The organism is Ruegeria sp. D3 (assembly GCF_056534465.1).
The window spans coordinates 338,867-354,209 of record NZ_JBQFPK010000002.1; the positions used below are offsets into that span (position 1 = coordinate 338,867).

Annotated in this window: 14 protein-coding genes; 4 read left to right on the forward strand and 10 right to left on the reverse strand. The window is 58.1% G+C overall.

Annotation, left to right across the window (positions count from 1 at the left end):
* Nucleotides 1-146 precede the first annotated feature (146 nt).
* Nucleotides 147-2,099 (forward strand): 4Fe-4S binding protein, encoded by a 1,953-nt coding sequence (locus tag ACR0DX_RS04090; protein ID WP_480845249.1) that lies wholly within the window; start codon nt 147-149, stop codon nt 2,097-2,099.
* On the opposite strand, the gene ACR0DX_RS04095 is transcribed toward ACR0DX_RS04090, so the two are convergent.
* Entirely contained in the window at nt 2,093-2,821 is a 729-nt protein-coding gene (locus tag ACR0DX_RS04095) for a hypothetical protein (protein ID WP_170352887.1), read from the reverse strand. The genes ACR0DX_RS04090 and ACR0DX_RS04095 overlap by 7 nt on opposite strands.
* A 109-nt stretch (nt 2,822-2,930) precedes the next feature.
* On the opposite strand from ACR0DX_RS04095, the gene ACR0DX_RS04100 reads away from it, so the two are divergent.
* From ACR0DX_RS04100 to ACR0DX_RS04110, 3 genes are read left to right on the forward strand one after another with little or no spacing between them, the layout of a single operon-like run.
* The gene (locus ACR0DX_RS04100; RefSeq protein ID WP_170352888.1) at nt 2,931-3,992 is read left to right on the forward strand and encodes an Mrp/NBP35 family ATP-binding protein; all 1,062 of its coding nucleotides are present in this window, start codon (nt 2,931-2,933) and stop codon (nt 3,990-3,992) included.
* Nucleotides 3,989-4,678: a biotin/lipoate--protein ligase family protein gene (locus ACR0DX_RS04105; RefSeq protein WP_170352889.1), complete on the forward strand. Its 690-nt coding sequence runs from the start codon at nt 3,989-3,991 to the stop codon at nt 4,676-4,678. Before ACR0DX_RS04100 ends, ACR0DX_RS04105 begins: the two co-directional genes overlap by 4 nt.
* A 2-nt stretch (nt 4,679-4,680) precedes the next feature.
* Nucleotides 4,681-5,160 carry a DUF6505 family protein gene (locus ACR0DX_RS04110; RefSeq protein WP_480845253.1) on the forward strand — a complete coding sequence of 160 codons (480 nt, stop codon included), beginning with the start codon at nt 4,681-4,683 and terminating at the stop codon, nt 5,158-5,160.
* Here the strand turns inward: ACR0DX_RS04110 and ACR0DX_RS04115 are convergent, their stop codons facing one another.
* The 9 genes from ACR0DX_RS04115 to acs form a co-directional block, all read right to left on the reverse strand.
* Entirely contained in the window at nt 5,161-5,862 is a 702-nt protein-coding gene (locus tag ACR0DX_RS04115) for a sulfotransferase family 2 domain-containing protein (protein ID WP_480845255.1), read from the reverse strand.
* Between the two features lie 54 nt (nt 5,863-5,916).
* Nucleotides 5,917-6,417 carry a flavin reductase family protein gene (locus tag ACR0DX_RS04120; protein WP_170352893.1) on the reverse strand — a complete coding sequence of 167 codons (501 nt, stop codon included), beginning with the start codon at nt 6,415-6,417 and terminating at the stop codon, nt 5,917-5,919.
* An 89-nt stretch (nt 6,418-6,506) separates the two neighbouring features.
* Nucleotides 6,507-7,919: a 3'-5' exonuclease gene (locus tag ACR0DX_RS04125; protein WP_170352896.1), complete on the reverse strand. Its 1,413-nt coding sequence runs from the start codon at nt 7,917-7,919 to the stop codon at nt 6,507-6,509.
* Between the two features lies 1 nt (nt 7,920).
* Complete coding sequence (locus ACR0DX_RS04130) at nt 7,921-8,439, reverse strand: hypothetical protein (RefSeq protein ID WP_170352898.1); 519 nt, start codon at nt 8,437-8,439, stop codon at nt 7,921-7,923.
* A 25-nt stretch (nt 8,440-8,464) separates the two neighbouring features.
* Nucleotides 8,465-10,288 carry a DUF294 nucleotidyltransferase-like domain-containing protein gene (locus tag ACR0DX_RS04135; RefSeq protein WP_170352905.1) on the reverse strand — a complete coding sequence of 608 codons (1,824 nt, stop codon included), beginning with the start codon at nt 10,286-10,288 and terminating at the stop codon, nt 8,465-8,467.
* Nucleotides 10,289-10,398: 110 nt separating this feature from the next.
* Nucleotides 10,399-12,183 carry a sodium:solute symporter family protein gene (locus ACR0DX_RS04140; RefSeq protein WP_170352907.1) on the reverse strand — a complete coding sequence of 595 codons (1,785 nt, stop codon included), beginning with the start codon at nt 12,181-12,183 and terminating at the stop codon, nt 10,399-10,401.
* Between the two features lie 4 nt (nt 12,184-12,187).
* Nucleotides 12,188-12,472 carry a DUF4212 domain-containing protein gene (locus ACR0DX_RS04145; RefSeq protein ID WP_170352909.1) on the reverse strand — a complete coding sequence of 95 codons (285 nt, stop codon included), beginning with the start codon at nt 12,470-12,472 and terminating at the stop codon, nt 12,188-12,190.
* A gap of 181 nt (nt 12,473-12,653) precedes the next feature.
* Nucleotides 12,654-13,337: an adenylate kinase gene (locus ACR0DX_RS04150; protein WP_170352911.1), complete on the reverse strand. Its 684-nt coding sequence runs from the start codon at nt 13,335-13,337 to the stop codon at nt 12,654-12,656.
* A gap of 7 nt (nt 13,338-13,344) precedes the next feature.
* The gene (acs, locus tag ACR0DX_RS04155) at nt 13,345-15,309 is read right to left on the reverse strand and encodes an acetate--CoA ligase (RefSeq protein WP_170352913.1); all 1,965 of its coding nucleotides are present in this window, start codon (nt 15,307-15,309) and stop codon (nt 13,345-13,347) included.
* Between the last annotated feature and the right edge of the window lie 34 nt (nt 15,310-15,343).

A 15,343-nucleotide genomic window follows, 5' to 3' on the forward strand; every position in this document is an offset into this window, starting at 1 on the left:
GTGAGGGGCCTTGTTCCCGGGTAGAAAAACAGGGTTGTGTAGCGCGTCCGGGGTTGGATTTGGCGTGTTTGCGATGGGGTTTACATTGCCGTTCCCGGAATACAGCTTACTGTGCTGTAAAATGGCGCGACATCCGGGGAGGGGATATGAGCACCAAGATATTACTATGCGACTGCGCGGGCACTCAGCGCGTGGACGCAGACAAGATCGCATCCGCCTGTGATGCGACCTGTTCCAAAGTCCACACGGCCCTGTGCACGCGCGAGTTGGAGGCAGCTGCCAAGTTTATGCAGGACGGTGACGTGATCGTCGCCTGTGGGCAAGAGCAGGAAGTCTTTCGCAACCTGGCCGATGAGCTTGGGGTCGAGGCACCGGGTTTCGTCGATCTACGTGACCGCGCAGGATGGTCGGATGAGGGCGCGGATGCCGCCCCCAAGATGGCAGCACTAGCGGCCGAGGCGCTGTTGCCGCAGCCGATCACGCCCAGCGTAGATGTCGTCAGCGAAGGCACGTGTTTTATCATCGGCCCCGGCGCGGAGGCGTTTGATCTGGCCCAGCATCTGTCGTCGACCTTGGCCATCACGGTCCTGAGCACCGACGATAGCGAGCCGATGTCGCGCGCCTATGATGTGGTGCGCGGGCGCGTTCGGTCGCTGACCGGTGCTTTGGGCGGATTTTCCCTGCGACTGGATGCGCTACAACAGTTAGAACCCGGCGGGCGCGGGGCGTTTGCATGGTCTGAACCGCGCGACGGGGCGGGCTCCTCCTGCGATATCGTGCTGGATCTGACCGGGGATACGCCTTTCGTGCAGGCCCCTGCCAAGCGCGAGGGGTATCTGAGGGCCGATCCCAAGGATACGGTCGCCGTTGAACGCCTGGCCTTTGAGGCCGCGCAACTGGTCGGCACCTTTGAAAAACCTCTTTATGTGCGGATGGAAGAGACGCTGTGTGCCCATTCCCGCGCCGAACAGGTAGGGTGTTCGAACTGTCTGGACATCTGCCCAACCGGTGCGATCACCTCTGCGGGCGAACACGTGTCAATCGATCCTATGATCTGTGCCGGATGCGGTGAATGCGCGGCGGTCTGCCCCTCGACTGCGATCACCTACGAAGACCCGCCAGTTGCAGCACTTTTGTCCCGGATGCATATTCTGGCGCGCACCTTTAGACGGGCCGAGGGTCACGCGCCCCGACTGCTGGTTCATGATGCCCACGGGGCTGAGATGATCCGACTGTCCGCCCGCTTTGGTCGCGGATTGCCTGCCGACGTGATCCCGTTGGAACTGAACGTCATCTCGGGGTTTGGCCATTCCGAAATGCTGGCCGCTCTGGCCCATGGATTTGCTCGGGTTGATGTATTGCTGGCGCCAACGACCGAGCGGGATGCGCTGGATCGTGAACTGGCACTGGCCGAGGCCATCGCAGGCGCGGGGAAGCTGGGCCTGATTGATCAGGCCGATCCGGATGCGATGTCTGACGAACTATACGCACAGCACGTACCAGAGCCTTTGGCTGATCCGGTGCTGCCCTTGGGAAACCGGCGTCAAATCGCACGCTTGGCCGCGCAGGCGCTCAACCCTCAGGCCGAAGCTCCGTTGCCATTGCCCGAAGATGCGCCTTACGGAGCGGTGGCGGTGAACACAGACAGTTGCACGCTGTGTCTGAGTTGCGTGTCGCTCTGCCCGTCGGGGGCGTTGATCGACAACCCCGACATGCCGCAGTTGAACTTCCAGCAGGATGCCTGCCTGCAATGCGGTATGTGCCGAACAATCTGCCCCGAGGACGCGATCACGCTGGTCCCGCAACTGGACCTGAGCGATGCGGCCCTGTCTCAGCAGGTGTTGAACGAGGAAGAACCCTTTGCATGCGTCGAATGTGGCGCGCTGTTCGGTGTGAAATCCACAGTTGAAAGGATCATGGAGAAGCTGTCGGGTACGCATCCGATGTTTGCCACCTCGAACAAGGCGCGGATGATCCAGATGTGTGACAACTGCCGTGTGAACGCGCAGTTTCAGCAACAGGACAACCCGTTCCAGTCTGCGCCGCGTCCCAAGGTTGTTACGACCGAGGATTATTTCTCAAAGCGCAAGGATCATTGAAGCTGCAACGGTGCGCCCAGATCCGCGGCTTTGATGACCGATACAAAGGCCAGTATCGCCTCCAACTCGTCCAGCGTCATCTGGACGGGGTGGATGGGCGAGGGGCGTTCGGGGTCAAAGGGCAATGTCAGCCCGTCGATCTGGGTAAAGGCGGGGTGTGGGTTCAGGGCAAAGAACGCCTCGAACCGTTCCGACCAGTCGGGCATGGCGCGCAGGACTGCAAAGGATGGCGTCGAGCCCAGCCCATTCATGCGGTTTTGCGGGCCGATCACGTGGCACCGCCCGCAATGAGTCATCGACAGTTCTTCGCCCCATGCGGCGTCGCCATCAACAACCACCTCTTCCTGCACCGCGGCAACTTCGAATTCGGCCGAGAAGGGCGCGCCGGTTTCCGGAGCAAACCCTTCAACCGTGCGCTTGCCGATATCGGACAGCAGCCAGTCGCGGAATCGTTCGTGTTTGGCATCCTCGCCGATCCTGAGGTGATAGATCACACCGTCGCGGGCAAAGACCGGATCGCCCGGCGGGCCGCTTTCCAAAACCAAAACGCCGGTATCATCCGCAATAACGCGTATCCCGGTCTTGAGCGAGAAGCGCGGAAGAATATGTTGCAACAGACCAGAGTCGGCAACCTCGGGCGGGGCAGCCAGTCCCAGCGCCTCTTGCGACCAAGAGGGGGTGGCGGAGAGCGTCAGGCTCAGGCACAAAAGGATAACGCGCATGGGGTCAGCCTAACGGCAGCGCCCCGATTGCGTCAAATAAACTGAATGAGACGGAGACACATGCAATGAAAATCAACCACTTGGTTGGATCGACACACGGAGAAAAGGCATGAGTGTTCGTGACGCAGTTCTGGCGAACCTGAAGAAAATCACAGATCCCATGTCCGGACAAGACATTGTCAGCGCCGGGATCGTGCGTGCCCTGAATGTCGAAGGTGACACCGTACGCTTCGTGATGGAGATCGACCCTAAGAACGCCGAAAAGATGGAACCCGTGCGCGCGGCGGCCGAGCAGGCTGCTCAGATGGTTGATGGTGTGTCCAAGGTCTCGGCCATGCTGACGGCGCATTCCGACAAGGCGCCGCCGGATCTGAAGCCGAAACCCAAACCCTCGCAAACCGGCCCGCAACCGGTGGCGGGCGTGGATCGCATCATCGCCGTGGCCTCGGGTAAGGGGGGTGTCGGTAAATCGACCGTGTCCGCGAACCTCGCCTGTGCGCTGGCCGCCGAGGGGCGGCGCGTGGGTCTGTTGGATGCGGATGTGTACGGCCCTTCGCAGCCCCGGATGCTGGGTGTCTCGGGGCGTCCGGCCAGCCCGGATGGCAAGACCATTCTGCCGTTGCGCAATCACGGCGTCACCATGATGTCCATGGGGCTGATGACCAACGAAGGGCAGGCGGTTGTCTGGCGAGGTCCGATGCTGATGGGCGCGTTGCAGCAGATGATGAACCAGGTGCAATGGGGCGCGCTGGATGTGCTGATCGTCGACCTGCCGCCCGGCACCGGTGACGTGCAACTGACGCTGAGCCAAAAGTTCCAGGTGGATGGCGCGATTGTTGTGTCGACCCCGCAGGACGTAGCCCTGATCGATGCCCGCAAGGGGATCGACATGTTCAACCAGTTGAAAACGCCCATCGTCGGCATGATCGAGAACATGTCCACCCATATCTGTTCGAATTGCGGGCATGAGGAACATGTGTTCGGCCATGGTGGCGTGAAGTCCGAGGCTGAATCTCTGGGTGTGCCGTTGCTGGGGGAAATCCCTCTGCATCTGGACATTCGCGTGGCCGCTGATGGGGGTGCGCCCATCGTGGTCAGCAAACCCGACAGCCCGCAGGCCGACGCGTTCCGCAAAATCGCCCGCGACTTGATCGCCAAGGGCAACGCATGAGCGAGCCGGTATTTCCCCCTCTGTTGGTCGGTCACCCGGTCCAGGGGGGACAAGATCCGTTTCAGCGCGCGCAGGCCATGGCCGCGCTGGGATGTGATGCGGGCACCGTGGTTTACAACATTCAGGCTGACCGCTTACGCGTGGCTATCGTCTTTGCACCCGAAGTTCCGCTGCAGGACGCGATGGCGATGTTGCCGCTCTGCGCCGTGGGGTTTCAGAACGCGCTGGGCGCGCTGGCCCCGCCCGAGGTGGCGGTCCATCTGGACTGGGACGGTCCGATCTGTGTCAACGGGGCTAAATGCGGGATGTTTCAGGTCGCGGCCTCAAGCACTGCGCCCGAGGAAGAACCCGATTGGCTGATCGTCGGCTGGGAACTGGCACTGCTGCAAACCAGCGACGCGCCCGGCGAAAACCCAGATATTACAGCGCTTTATGATGAAGGCTGCGCTGAGGTGTCACCGACTCAAATGGTTGAAAGCTGGTCGAGGCATATGCTGACATGGCTCAACCGCTGGCAAGAGGACGGAAATGCGCCTCTTCATGCCGAATGGATGGGGCTGCTACGCGGGGTGGGCGAACCCTTTGACACAGGTGTCTTTCTGGGCGCCGACGAGCGGTTCGGAATGCTGATCCGCGACGGTGCCGAAACAACCCTGCGCCCCTTGACGGATCTACTGGAGAACTAAAGATGAAACTGGCCCGCGCGATCCATTTCGACGAAAGCGACATGAACGTATTTCATTCCCCGGCCCGCACGGGCGAGTGGTGTATCTCGGGCGGGTTCGAGTTTTCGAACTGGGGCGAGGGCGATCTTGAGGGCAAGGCCCGGCAGGCTTTCGCGAACGGATGGCTGGGTGTCGAGACCTTTGGCCGGGTGACATTCGTGGCAGTGACGCAAGTGGAACCAGCCGAGATCGACCAGATTGCGCAGAACCTGGCCGAGCATTTCGTAAAAATCTACGGCGCGCCTTCGGTTGAGGCGGCGATGGGCGTCGCGCAAGCCGAAATCACTCATATGTCCGAGCTATGCGAAGAACATGCGCCCAACACCCTGCTGACCGTCGCGCGTGAACTATCCGAGACAGGTGTGCATGAGGCTTTCCGCATCATCACCCCGCAAGAAACCCAGCTTGAGGCACTGGCCGTGCATGGGTCGCTGGACGAGTAACTAAATTGGTTTCAGCTTAGGGTGCTTCAGCAACTCCATCTGGTCTATGGATTGGTTATTCGGATCAGTGCTGTAGCCTAGTAAGTTGAAATCCGCGCGGAACGTTTCGACGACAATATCTATCATCTCGGAGTTGTAGTGATCCGCAACTACCCTTGATCTATTGGACTTGTTTTGGTGGCTTAAACTGGCTTGGATGTCGACTTTCGCGCAAAAACTCTGGAAGTTGGTGCCTAGGTTTTCCATTCGGCCAACATAGCTGACAAGACATCGGTTCTGTTCGTCCAACAGAAAACTTGTTTGTCTGTAAGGTGAAAGCTCGCCTCCGCAGCGCGTCAATATAAACTCTTTAAAAGAAATACCTTTGACCGCCTGGTGGTCATGATGAATTTCGGTTTGTTGGATGTAGCTATAAAGTGAAATCAACAAGTCGAATGGATTACGAACGAATGCAACTGAGCGCATTGTCCAATACACTGGGCCCAAGCGTTCCAGATAGTCTATCGCCTTGGCATGATCTGGAAGTGGCTGGAACCGCGACTTTTGGTAGATGCCCCTGTTTATCGTTCGACCGTCCAAGCTTTTTAACATCCGCTGCAACGGATTCGGCCGATCAAATTCCTTACGTAACGCCCATGCGACCGAGCTTCCGCCGGTTTTGGGTATGTGGACGAAGACTATTTTATTCCTGGTGCCGATCATCGCACTACATTGCTATATTATTCAGATATAGCAATGTAATTTGGGCTTATTGATCTATATTAGATCGGCAAAACCCCCAAATTGTCCACGCTTGAAAATCAAACCCTTGCCTGTGCGGTACATCACCTTTTCGACCTGGCCAATCAGGATAAGGTGATCTCCGGCATCGTGTTGGGCGTTTAGCGTGCAATCAAACCGAGCAAGGCAATCAGACAGGTGGGGACGCTTGGCATGGTCAGCTGTCCAATCTGCGTGCGAGAAGTCTTCGCCATTTTCGGCAAACTTCAGTGCTTGATCCTGCTGATCTTCGGCCATGACATGGATCGAATAATGCTGGCAGTTATGGAACGCGCCGAACCGGTTTGAGTCCTTTGCAAGGCACCAAAGAACCAGAGGTGGATCCAGCGAGACCGACGAAAACGAATTCACCGTGATCGCCCGCGGCCCCATTTCGGTATGCGTTGTCACAACGGTGACCCCTGTTCCGAAACAGCCCAATGCTTCGCGGAAAGCGATGCTTTGGTCGGGGGATGGGGTGAAAGTGGTCTCGGTCATCACGCGCTCATTCAGTGGCCGCGCCTCAGGTGCCACGGCCCAATGAAATTGTCCACGAAAAGCTGCGCTTGAAACTGTATTTTTCCAGCCTAGTTCAGATCTTCCAGTAAGCGTCCGTGCTGACGGGTCGCCTCGATCACCGCGCCAAAGGTGGTCATGCCGCGCGCCTCAAGCATCGGTAACATACGAACCAGCGCCTCGGCCGTTGCGACCGCATCCCCCAGCGCCGTATGGCGCAACTCTGGCGGGATAGTGATGTCGAGCCTGTCGCACACGGCGTCCAGCGTGTGTGTGTCACTGGCACCGAACAGAACGGCGGACAGCAGGACAGTATCCAAAATTGGGTGGTTCCATTCAACGCCCATCCGGTTCGCATGACGGCGCAGAAAGGCCATGTCGAATGGCGCATTATGGGCCACGATCACCGCGTCCTGCGCAAATTGATGAAAGACCCTGCCAGCCTCGGCGATTCCAGGCGCGCCCGAGACCATATTGTCTGTGATCTTGTGAACCTTGGTCGAGGCAGCAGGGATTGGCATACCGGGGTTGACCAATATATCCAGCCGTTCGCCTTCAATGATCCGGCCATTTACGACACGCACTGCTCCGATCTGCACAATTTCGTCCTTGTGTGGCAGCAGCCCCGTGGTTTCGGTATCGAACACAACAAAGCAAAGCTCGCGCAGGTCAAGTGTACGCAGTTCCTTATTGGCAGCCGAGTTCAATAGGGCAAAGTCATAGACCAGCGGCCGCGCGGCCTCGGGCGCGATGTTTGTGGCACTGTCGTCAAAAATCAGCATGTAACCTGGTGCGTCGCCCAAGGGTTTCATGCGCGTCATATAGTTTTGTGTGCCGTCGATAGTTGTAAGAGCGCAACCGACCTCAAGCCCTGTTTTGGTAAGTTTGGCAAAGGCTTGTTCCAAGGGACCCATCTGAAAATACTCGGACATCGACGCATTCAGGCGGGGATGTGAAATCTGTGCAAGAACTTCGGCCGCCTGACCATCATAGAGCACGATCTTATGCGTCGGGCTGGCCAGCAGCATGGCCACCGGAATGTCGGTCAGCAAGGCTGTCAGCTTCTGCTTTTCGGCAGCCAGATGGGCGGTTTCAGCAGCGACGGCTTCGGCTACGCTCATAGTCTTCTCTGACAGTTGGTCGGCCAGACCAGCCGCAGCAGGGGCTAGATCACCCAGGTAACGCGCGGCCTGAACATCCATTTCCCGGTTGACGCCTGCGTGCGCGCGCGCGCGCAGCTCAGCCGAAAGACGCTCGATCGGCTTGGCGACGTTGTCATCAAACAGCAACCAAACGGCGGCTATCAGCGCCACAAAGCCAAAAGCCATAAGGATTTCAGCAAAGATGAAGGCGTTGACCAATTCAGGATCTGCAACGCGCCGATAACTGATCCACAAGGCGAGAGAACTGACAGCTAACCCGCCAACAGCCAGCAGGCAAAAAAACAGGAAGATGCGTAAGCGCAGGCTTAACCGGGTCAGCATGTTACACTCCGCAGGTGGCCTCGATGATGGGGTCGTTGGTTTCTGCGTTTATCCAGTCGGCGTTCAGCAGCTGACCTTCGGATCCGAATTCGGCCCCGTCCGCCAGATTGGCGCGCTGGTTTTGTGCGCAATCCACAGCGACCGGCAGCTTGGAAACCGGGGACCAGCGCCCAAAAAAGTAAAGGTCTACCAACCGTTGCTCGGGCACCTGTTCGTTGGTCCGAACCGAGGCTGTGTCAATCGCGGCAAAACGTTCAACAAACGGCACCGCATAGGTCCAGGGGCGGTAAAACGCGCGACTTTCGATTTCTTGAATAATCGCCATGCCTTCAGGCAGCGTATCTTTGGTGCGGTCATACCAGGAATACTCACTGGAAATGGTCATTCCGATCATCCCCAAACCGGCTGCAACAGGGGCAGCCCACCTTGGCAAGCGACCGCCCGTCACCTTGTTCACCAGCATCACGACGCCTGCAAATGCGACGCCTGCGAAGAGTGTGGCGATCAGTTCCAGGAACATTGTGTTTCTCCCAATTTCGGCCGGTTCAACCCAGCATACCTTTTCCGTGGCCCACCGCCGATTGCATCGTCTTGACCACGACGAACGCGTCCCGAAGATGGCTGCGTTCGAAATCGGACAGGGCCGTGGGTGGCATGAAGTTGTCCGGCTTTTCGCCACTTTTTACAAGCCGCACCTGGTGTTCCAGACGGGTTTCAGCAATCAGATCATATGCATCCAGCAGGTCCCGCGCTCCGGACTCGCTAAGGATACCAGCCGCTCCGGCCGCCCGTAAACGCGCGCGCGTGTTCGCCTCGGGAAGCTCGCCCTGCAAACTGTAAATCCGGGCCAGATCGACGACGGGAACGACACCGTTGTGCTTTAAATCCAGTGTATTGCGGTGCTCACCTGACCGGATCGTCGCAAATCCCCGTAACAAGCCAAGCGGAGGCGTGTGTTTCAATGAGTTTGAAATCATGTGCGCCACAAAGATCGAATTCGCCCGGGCCGCAACCAGCGTATCGGCTTGCAGCTTGTCGAACAGCTCGAATGCGCCACCGATCGGGCGTAGGTCAAACATGACGGATGCCAGCATTTGTGCTTCGGGATTTGGCTTGGCGATCCAACTTTTGAAATAGTCGCGCCACACCTGTACCGGTTGGCACCAGCGCGGGTTTGTCGCCATCATGTCGCCGGGGCAATAGAAGTACCCGCATGTGTCCAGCCCGTCCGATACAAACTGTGCCATCGCATGGAAATAGGGCATGTCACCGTCGGTCACGCTGTCGTCCAGCATCAGGCAATTGTCCTGATCAGAGACACCAGTCTGTTCCTGCCGCCCTTGCGATCCGCAGGCCAGCCACAGATAGGGTACGGGGGGCGGGCCAAGCTTGGCTTCGGCCAAGGCTAACAGTCGACGAGTGGCTGTGTCAGCGATGTCCGTGATCAGGCGCGTGACGATCTCGTGCCGGTTTCCAGCGGCAACAAGCTGTACCAGAAGCTGTGGAATTTCATCGGTCACAGTAGCCATTTGTTCCGCTGTCTGCGCGGCTGCAATCTGGCGCACAAGTTCGGCCGAATTGACGGCCTGATAATGGGTCAGGTCGGTTTGAGTAACGATACCGACTAACCGCCCACCTTCGGAGATTGGAACATGGCCAATCCCCCGTTCCATCATGATATGCAGAACATCCGAGCCGATATCGGAAGGTGACAGGGTAATCGGGTTAGCGGTCATGATCGAGGCAACGGGCGTGTCCGCTGGCATTTCGTCCGCGACAAACTTGCCAGACACGTCGCGCAGGGTCGCGATGCCAAGAAGAGTTTCCTGATCCGTCACGCACAGCGATGAGATATGCTTGTCACGCATCAGCTGCGCGGCTTCTCGGACTGATGTATCAGGCGGGCATGTGGCTGGGTTGCGCGCCATAAGAACGTCGATCGAACTGGTGGCTAGACTCTGAGGTCCCGCGCGTGTGGTGCGGCTGCGGTTGAAGAACTTTGCGACGACTTCATGTCCGGCGATCAATTCGCGCACCAGATCCGGAGGCAAAAGCAACAGCACCGATGAGGCGTCGGCGCGTGCCTTGGTGATTGCCTTGCCATCCTTCAAAAGCCCACGTTCACCGAATGAGTTTCGTAGGCCAAGATGCGAAACGACGACATCGTTCCGGTCTTTGATCTCAATCTGTCCCTCATAGATCACAAAAACACCGGGTAAAGAATGACCCAATTTGTAGACCGTGAAGTCCTCTTCGACCTCCCACACCTCGATCTGGTGTGCGATGGCATCCAAGACATTAGCTGGCAGGGCGTCATAAGGGTGTACGGATTTCAGAAACCGGGTGATCTCATCATGGGACAGGGGCATGGAATACTCCTCGGTTTCCGGTTTAAAAATCCCGCCCGGTGGAGTGCCGGGCGGGAGTAGTCAGTCGAAAGACGCGGCCTTTGGCAAGTAGGCTTTGGGCCGCATCGTGCTCATTTATTCTGAGCTGCACCCGCGCCACGGGGAATGCGGACGCTTTCGACCAGATCTTTGATCTCCTGCGGAGTTTCCTTGGTCGCACCGGCCACGAAGTAGGCGACGGCAAAGTTGACCATGGCACCGATCGCCCCGAACGAGGTCGACTTGATCGGACCCAGCAGCGGATCAGCATCAGTGAAAGAGTTGGTGCCCGGAATGAACAGCCAACCCTTGTGCAGGAAGATGTAGATCAGTGTTACAACCAGACCAGCCAGCATACCCGCGACCGCACCGGTGTTGTTGATGCGGGTCGAGAAGATACCCATCATCAGCGCCGGGAAGATCGAGGCTGCCGCCAGGCCGAAGGCCAAGGCCACCGTCTGCGCCGCGAAGCCCGGAGGATTCAGGCCCAGCCACGTTGCTACAGCGATGGCTACAGCCATTGCAATACGCGCTGACAGAAGCTCGCCTTTTTCCGAGATCTGCGGGTTGATCGCTCCCTTGATCAGGTCGTGGGACACCGCCGACGAGATCGCCAGCAACAGACCCGCGGCGGTCGACAGCGCAGCCGCAAGGCCACCAGCTGCGACCAGACCGATCACCCAACCCGGCAGGTTGGCAATTTCGGGGTTGGCCAAAACCAGGATGTCACGGTTGAACTTGGTCAGCTCGTTTCCAACCCAGCCTTTTTCCTCGGCAATTGCCTGCAAGTCGGCGTTTGCGTCGTTATAGTACTGGATTTTACCGTCACCGTTCTTGTCTTCCCAATCCAGAAGACCGGTTTTCTGCCACGTGGCCATCCAGTCGTAACGCGGGTCGGTGTCAATTGCTTCGACAGAAACAGCGCCGCCCTCGATGCCACCATTAGGCCACATCATGTCGGTGATGTTCAGACGAGCCATTGCGCCAACCGCAGGGGCGGTCAGGTACAGCAGTGCGATGAACACCAGCGTCCAGCCAGCGGACCAGCGGGCGTCAGACACTTTGGGAACGGTGAAGAAGCGCATAATGACGTGCGGCAGACCCGCAGTACCGATCATCAGCGACAGGGTGAACAGAACCATGTTCAGCGTGTTCGAGTGGTGGGCTGTATATTCGTTAAAGCCCAGCTCGGTCACGATGGCATCCAGCTTGGTCAGCAGAGGCTCACCGCTTGCGGTGTCACCAAACAAACCCAGCGCCGGAACAGGGGTGCCGGTCAGCTGCAGCGAGATGAAGATGGCCGGGATGGTGTAGGCGGTGATCAGCACGCAGTACTGAGCGACCTGAGTGTAGGTCACGCCCTTCATCCCACCAAACACCGCGTAGGCAAACACCACACAGGCACCGATGAGCAGACCAGAAGTGTTCGACACCTCAAGGAAGCGGCCAAAGGCCACGCCGACACCGGTCATCTGACCGATCACGTAGGTTACCGAGGCAACGATAAGACAAATCACCGCAACGACACGGGCGGTCTGGCTGTAAAAACGGTCGCCAATGAATTCCGAGACGGTGTATTTGCCGAACTTACGCAAGTAAGGCGCAAGCAGCAGAGCCAGCAGCACGTAGCCACCGGTCCAACCCATCAGGAAGGTCGAGTTGTCATAGCCGGTAAAGGCAATCAGGCCCGCCATCGAGATGAACGAGGCCGCAGACATCCAGTCCGCTGCTGTCGCCATACCGTTGGTGACCGGGTGAACGCCGCGACCGGCGGCGTAGAATTCCGATGTGGAACCCGCGCGGGCCCAGATCGCGATGCCGATGTACAGCGCAAAAGACGCGCCGACAAACAGCAGGTTGATGGTAAACTGGTCCATGCTGTTACTCCTCGTCCACGCCGTATTCAGCGTCCAGCTTGTTCATGCGCCAGGCGTAGTTGAAGATCAGCACCAGAAAGACCAGGATCGAACCCTGCTGTGCGAACCAAAAGCCCAGATCTGTACCGCCCACGGAAATACCCGACAGCAGCGGACGCAGCAGAATGCCGAATCCAAACGACACCAGCGCCCAGATCACAAGGCTGATGTAAATTAGGCGCAGGTTGGCCTGCCAATAGCCCTTGTCGGACTCGGCAGCCTGCGCGGAGTTTGATGATTGATCCGCCATTGCGGGTTCCTCCTTCGCTTTTTCGCCGTACGGCCTGGCACACAACTCCTCGTGCGCGTCAGGTCGCTTTGCGATTTTGCCCAACGCCCCGTGACGTCAGGTAAAACTCCTCGGTTCTGCCAAGGCAGTTCCTTCGAAGTATTCTGATTTAGGATTAAAGCCCTGCGCTTTGATCCACCCTTTAAGTCATGACCTCTTGCACATACCCTTGCAGGTCGATTGAGATGTCATCTATCTGGCCCATTGCGTCGATACCCTTCAGCACTCCCTGGGCCTGATAGTAGTCAATCAGAGGTGCCGTCTGCGCGTGATAGGCCGTCAGCCGGGACGCAACAGTTTCAGCGTTATCATCTGCGCGCCGTTTGAACTCTGAGCCGCCGCATTTGTCGCATTTTCCTTCAACCGCGGGCAGCTTGAACGTGTCGTGGTAGCCTTCACCGCACATGCCGCAGGTGTAGCGACCCGAAATCCGGATCACCATTTCAGCGTCTTCTACCTCGAGGCTGATGGCCGAATTGATCTTTTGCCCAGATTCGGCCAACAAAGTGTCCAGCGCCTGTGCCTGAACCGTGGTGCGGGGAAAGCCGTCAAGGATGATTCCTTTCGCGCAGTCCGGCTCGGCCAGTCGATCGCGCAGGATCGCGATGACAATATCGTCGCTGACCAGATCTCCGGCCTCCATCACGGCTTTGGCGGCCAAACCTGCTTCAGTCCCGGCCGCGACGGCGGCACGCAGCAAGTCTCCGGTGCTGAGTTGAACCAACCCGAACTTCTGTTCAAGCATACGAGCCTGTGTACCCTTCCCGGCACCCGGAGGGCCGAGAAGGATCAGGACGACGGGTGTGGTGATCGTGGCAGCGTCCATCACATCCTCACTTGTTCGCGCGGTTTTCAATCAGGTCTTCGACCACCGACGGATCGGCAAGCGTCGAAGTGTCCCCTAGCGCGCCAAAGTCATCCTCGGCAATTTTGCGCAGGATGCGGCGCATGATCTTGCCCGAGCGCGTTTTCGGCAAGCCCGGTGCCCACTGGATCACATCCGGAGAGGCAATCGGTCCAATCTCGGTCCGCACCCAGGTGCGCAGTTCCTTCAGCAGCTCATCCGAGGGGGTGCGATCATTCATCAAAGTGACATAACAATAGATGCCTTGTCCTTTGATTTCATGCGGATATCCCACCACGGCGGCTTCGGCCACAGCAGCGTGGGCGACCAGCGCGCTTTCGACTTCGGCGGTGCCCATGCGGTGCCCGGATACGTTGATCACATCATCTACGCGGCCAGTAATCCAGTAGTCGCCATCCTCATCCCGACGGCACCCATCACCTGTGAAATAGTAGCCTTTGTAGTCCGAGAAATAGGTCTTTTCGAACCGCTCATGATCTCCCCAAACGGTACGCATCTGACCGGGCCAGCTATCCTTGATGCACAGCACGCCTTCGACCCCGTTGCCGCTGATTTCCACACCCGATTGCGGGTCCAGAACCACTGGCTGAATGCCAAAGAACGGCTTCATTGCCGCGCCAGGCTTCATTGCGTGCGCACCGGGCAGGGGGGTCATCAGATGACCGCCGGTTTCGGTTTGCCACCAAGTGTCCACGATAGGGCATTTGCCCTTGCCGATCACCTCATTATACCAGTTCCAGGCTTCTGGGTTGATCGGTTCGCCGACAGTGCCCAGAAGGCGCAGGTCGCTCAGGTCGTGCTTCTCGACAAACTCGTTGCCCTGACCCATCAGCGCGCGGATCGCGGTGGGGGCTGTATAGAACTGGTTGACCTTGTGCTTCGCGCAAACCTCCCAGAAACGGCCTGCATCGGGGTATGTTGGGACGCCTTCAAACATCAGCGTTGTAGCGCCATTGGCCAGCGGACCGTAAACGATGTAGCTGTGGCCTGTGACCCAGCCGACGTCCGCAGTACACCAGTAAACATCACCCTCGTGATAGTCGAATGTTACCTCATGGGTCAGCGCGGCGTAGACCAGATAACCGCCGGTCGTGTGAACGACGCCTTTGGGCTGGCCGGTCGAGCCAGAGGTGTAAAGAATGAACAGCGGGTCTTCGGCATTCATCTCGGTGGGGGCGCAATAGTCGTCGGCCTCCAGCGCCATTTCGTTATAGTCGTAGTCGCGACCGTTGATCCATGTGGTCTGACCGTTAGTCCGCTTGACGACGAGGCATTTCACCGTGTCCTTACAATGCAGCAGCGCCGCATCTGCGTTGGATTTCAGCGGGGTCTTGCGGCCGCCACGCGGGGCTTCGTCCGCTGTGATGATGACCTTGGCGTCACAGCCATTGACCCGTGCCGCCAGCGCATCGGGCGAGAAGCCGGCAAACACGATCGAATGAATTGCGCCGATACGGGCACAGGCCAGCATTGCGTAAGCAGCCTCGGGGATCATCGGGAGGTAGATGACAACTCGATCACCTTTGCGCACACCCATTGATTCCAGGATGTTGGCCATTCGGCAGGTGCGACGGTGCAGCTCGGCATATGTAATGTGCTGAGCGGGATCAGTTGGATCATCTGGCTCCCAGATGATCGCGGTTTGATCTCCACGGGTTTTCAGATGGCGATCCAGGCAGTTGGACGAAACATTCAGAGTACCGTCGGCGTACCAGTTAATACCGACCGAGCCGAAATCGAAGCTGACGTCCTTGACTTGGGTATAGGGTTTGATCCAGTCGATACGCTTGCCCTGTTCGTCCCAGAAGGCAACAGGATCGTTGACGGAGGCTGCATACATCTCGTTGTATTTGTCGGCATCGACATGTGCACGGGCAACAGTGTCTGCTGATGGCGGATAGGTTTTGGCATCTGCCTGGGCAGCGGTTGTCATTCTGAGGCTCCTCCCTCTGGACTAAATTTCGTGG

What these genes read in the sequence shown, in the direction of transcription:
- ACR0DX_RS04090 (WP_480845249.1), top strand. Translation starts at nt 147, where the DNA reads ATGAGCACCAAGATATTACTATGCGACTGCGCGGGCACTCAGCGCGTG.
- ACR0DX_RS04095 (WP_170352887.1), bottom strand. Translation starts at nt 2,821, where the DNA reads ATGCGCGTTATCCTTTTGTGCCTGAGCCTGACGCTCTCCGCCACCCCC.
- ACR0DX_RS04100 (WP_170352888.1), top strand. Translation starts at nt 2,931, where the DNA reads ATGAGTGTTCGTGACGCAGTTCTGGCGAACCTGAAGAAAATCACAGAT.
- ACR0DX_RS04105 (WP_170352889.1), top strand. Translation starts at nt 3,989, where the DNA reads ATGAGCGAGCCGGTATTTCCCCCTCTGTTGGTCGGTCACCCGGTCCAG.
- ACR0DX_RS04110 (WP_480845253.1), top strand. Translation starts at nt 4,681, where the DNA reads ATGAAACTGGCCCGCGCGATCCATTTCGACGAAAGCGACATGAACGTA.
- ACR0DX_RS04115 (WP_480845255.1), bottom strand. Translation starts at nt 5,862, where the DNA reads ATGATCGGCACCAGGAATAAAATAGTCTTCGTCCACATACCCAAAACC.
- ACR0DX_RS04120 (WP_170352893.1), bottom strand. Translation starts at nt 6,417, where the DNA reads ATGACCGAGACCACTTTCACCCCATCCCCCGACCAAAGCATCGCTTTC.
- ACR0DX_RS04125 (WP_170352896.1), bottom strand. Translation starts at nt 7,919, where the DNA reads ATGCTGACCCGGTTAAGCCTGCGCTTACGCATCTTCCTGTTTTTTTGC.
- ACR0DX_RS04130 (WP_170352898.1), bottom strand. Translation starts at nt 8,439, where the DNA reads ATGTTCCTGGAACTGATCGCCACACTCTTCGCAGGCGTCGCATTTGCA.
- ACR0DX_RS04135 (WP_170352905.1), bottom strand. Translation starts at nt 10,288, where the DNA reads ATGCCCCTGTCCCATGATGAGATCACCCGGTTTCTGAAATCCGTACAC.
- ACR0DX_RS04140 (WP_170352907.1), bottom strand. Translation starts at nt 12,183, where the DNA reads ATGGACCAGTTTACCATCAACCTGCTGTTTGTCGGCGCGTCTTTTGCG.
- ACR0DX_RS04145 (WP_170352909.1), bottom strand. Translation starts at nt 12,472, where the DNA reads ATGGCGGATCAATCATCAAACTCCGCGCAGGCTGCCGAGTCCGACAAG.
- ACR0DX_RS04150 (WP_170352911.1), bottom strand. Translation starts at nt 13,337, where the DNA reads ATGGACGCTGCCACGATCACCACACCCGTCGTCCTGATCCTTCTCGGC.
- acs (WP_170352913.1), bottom strand. Translation starts at nt 15,309, where the DNA reads ATGACAACCGCTGCCCAGGCAGATGCCAAAACCTATCCGCCATCAGCA.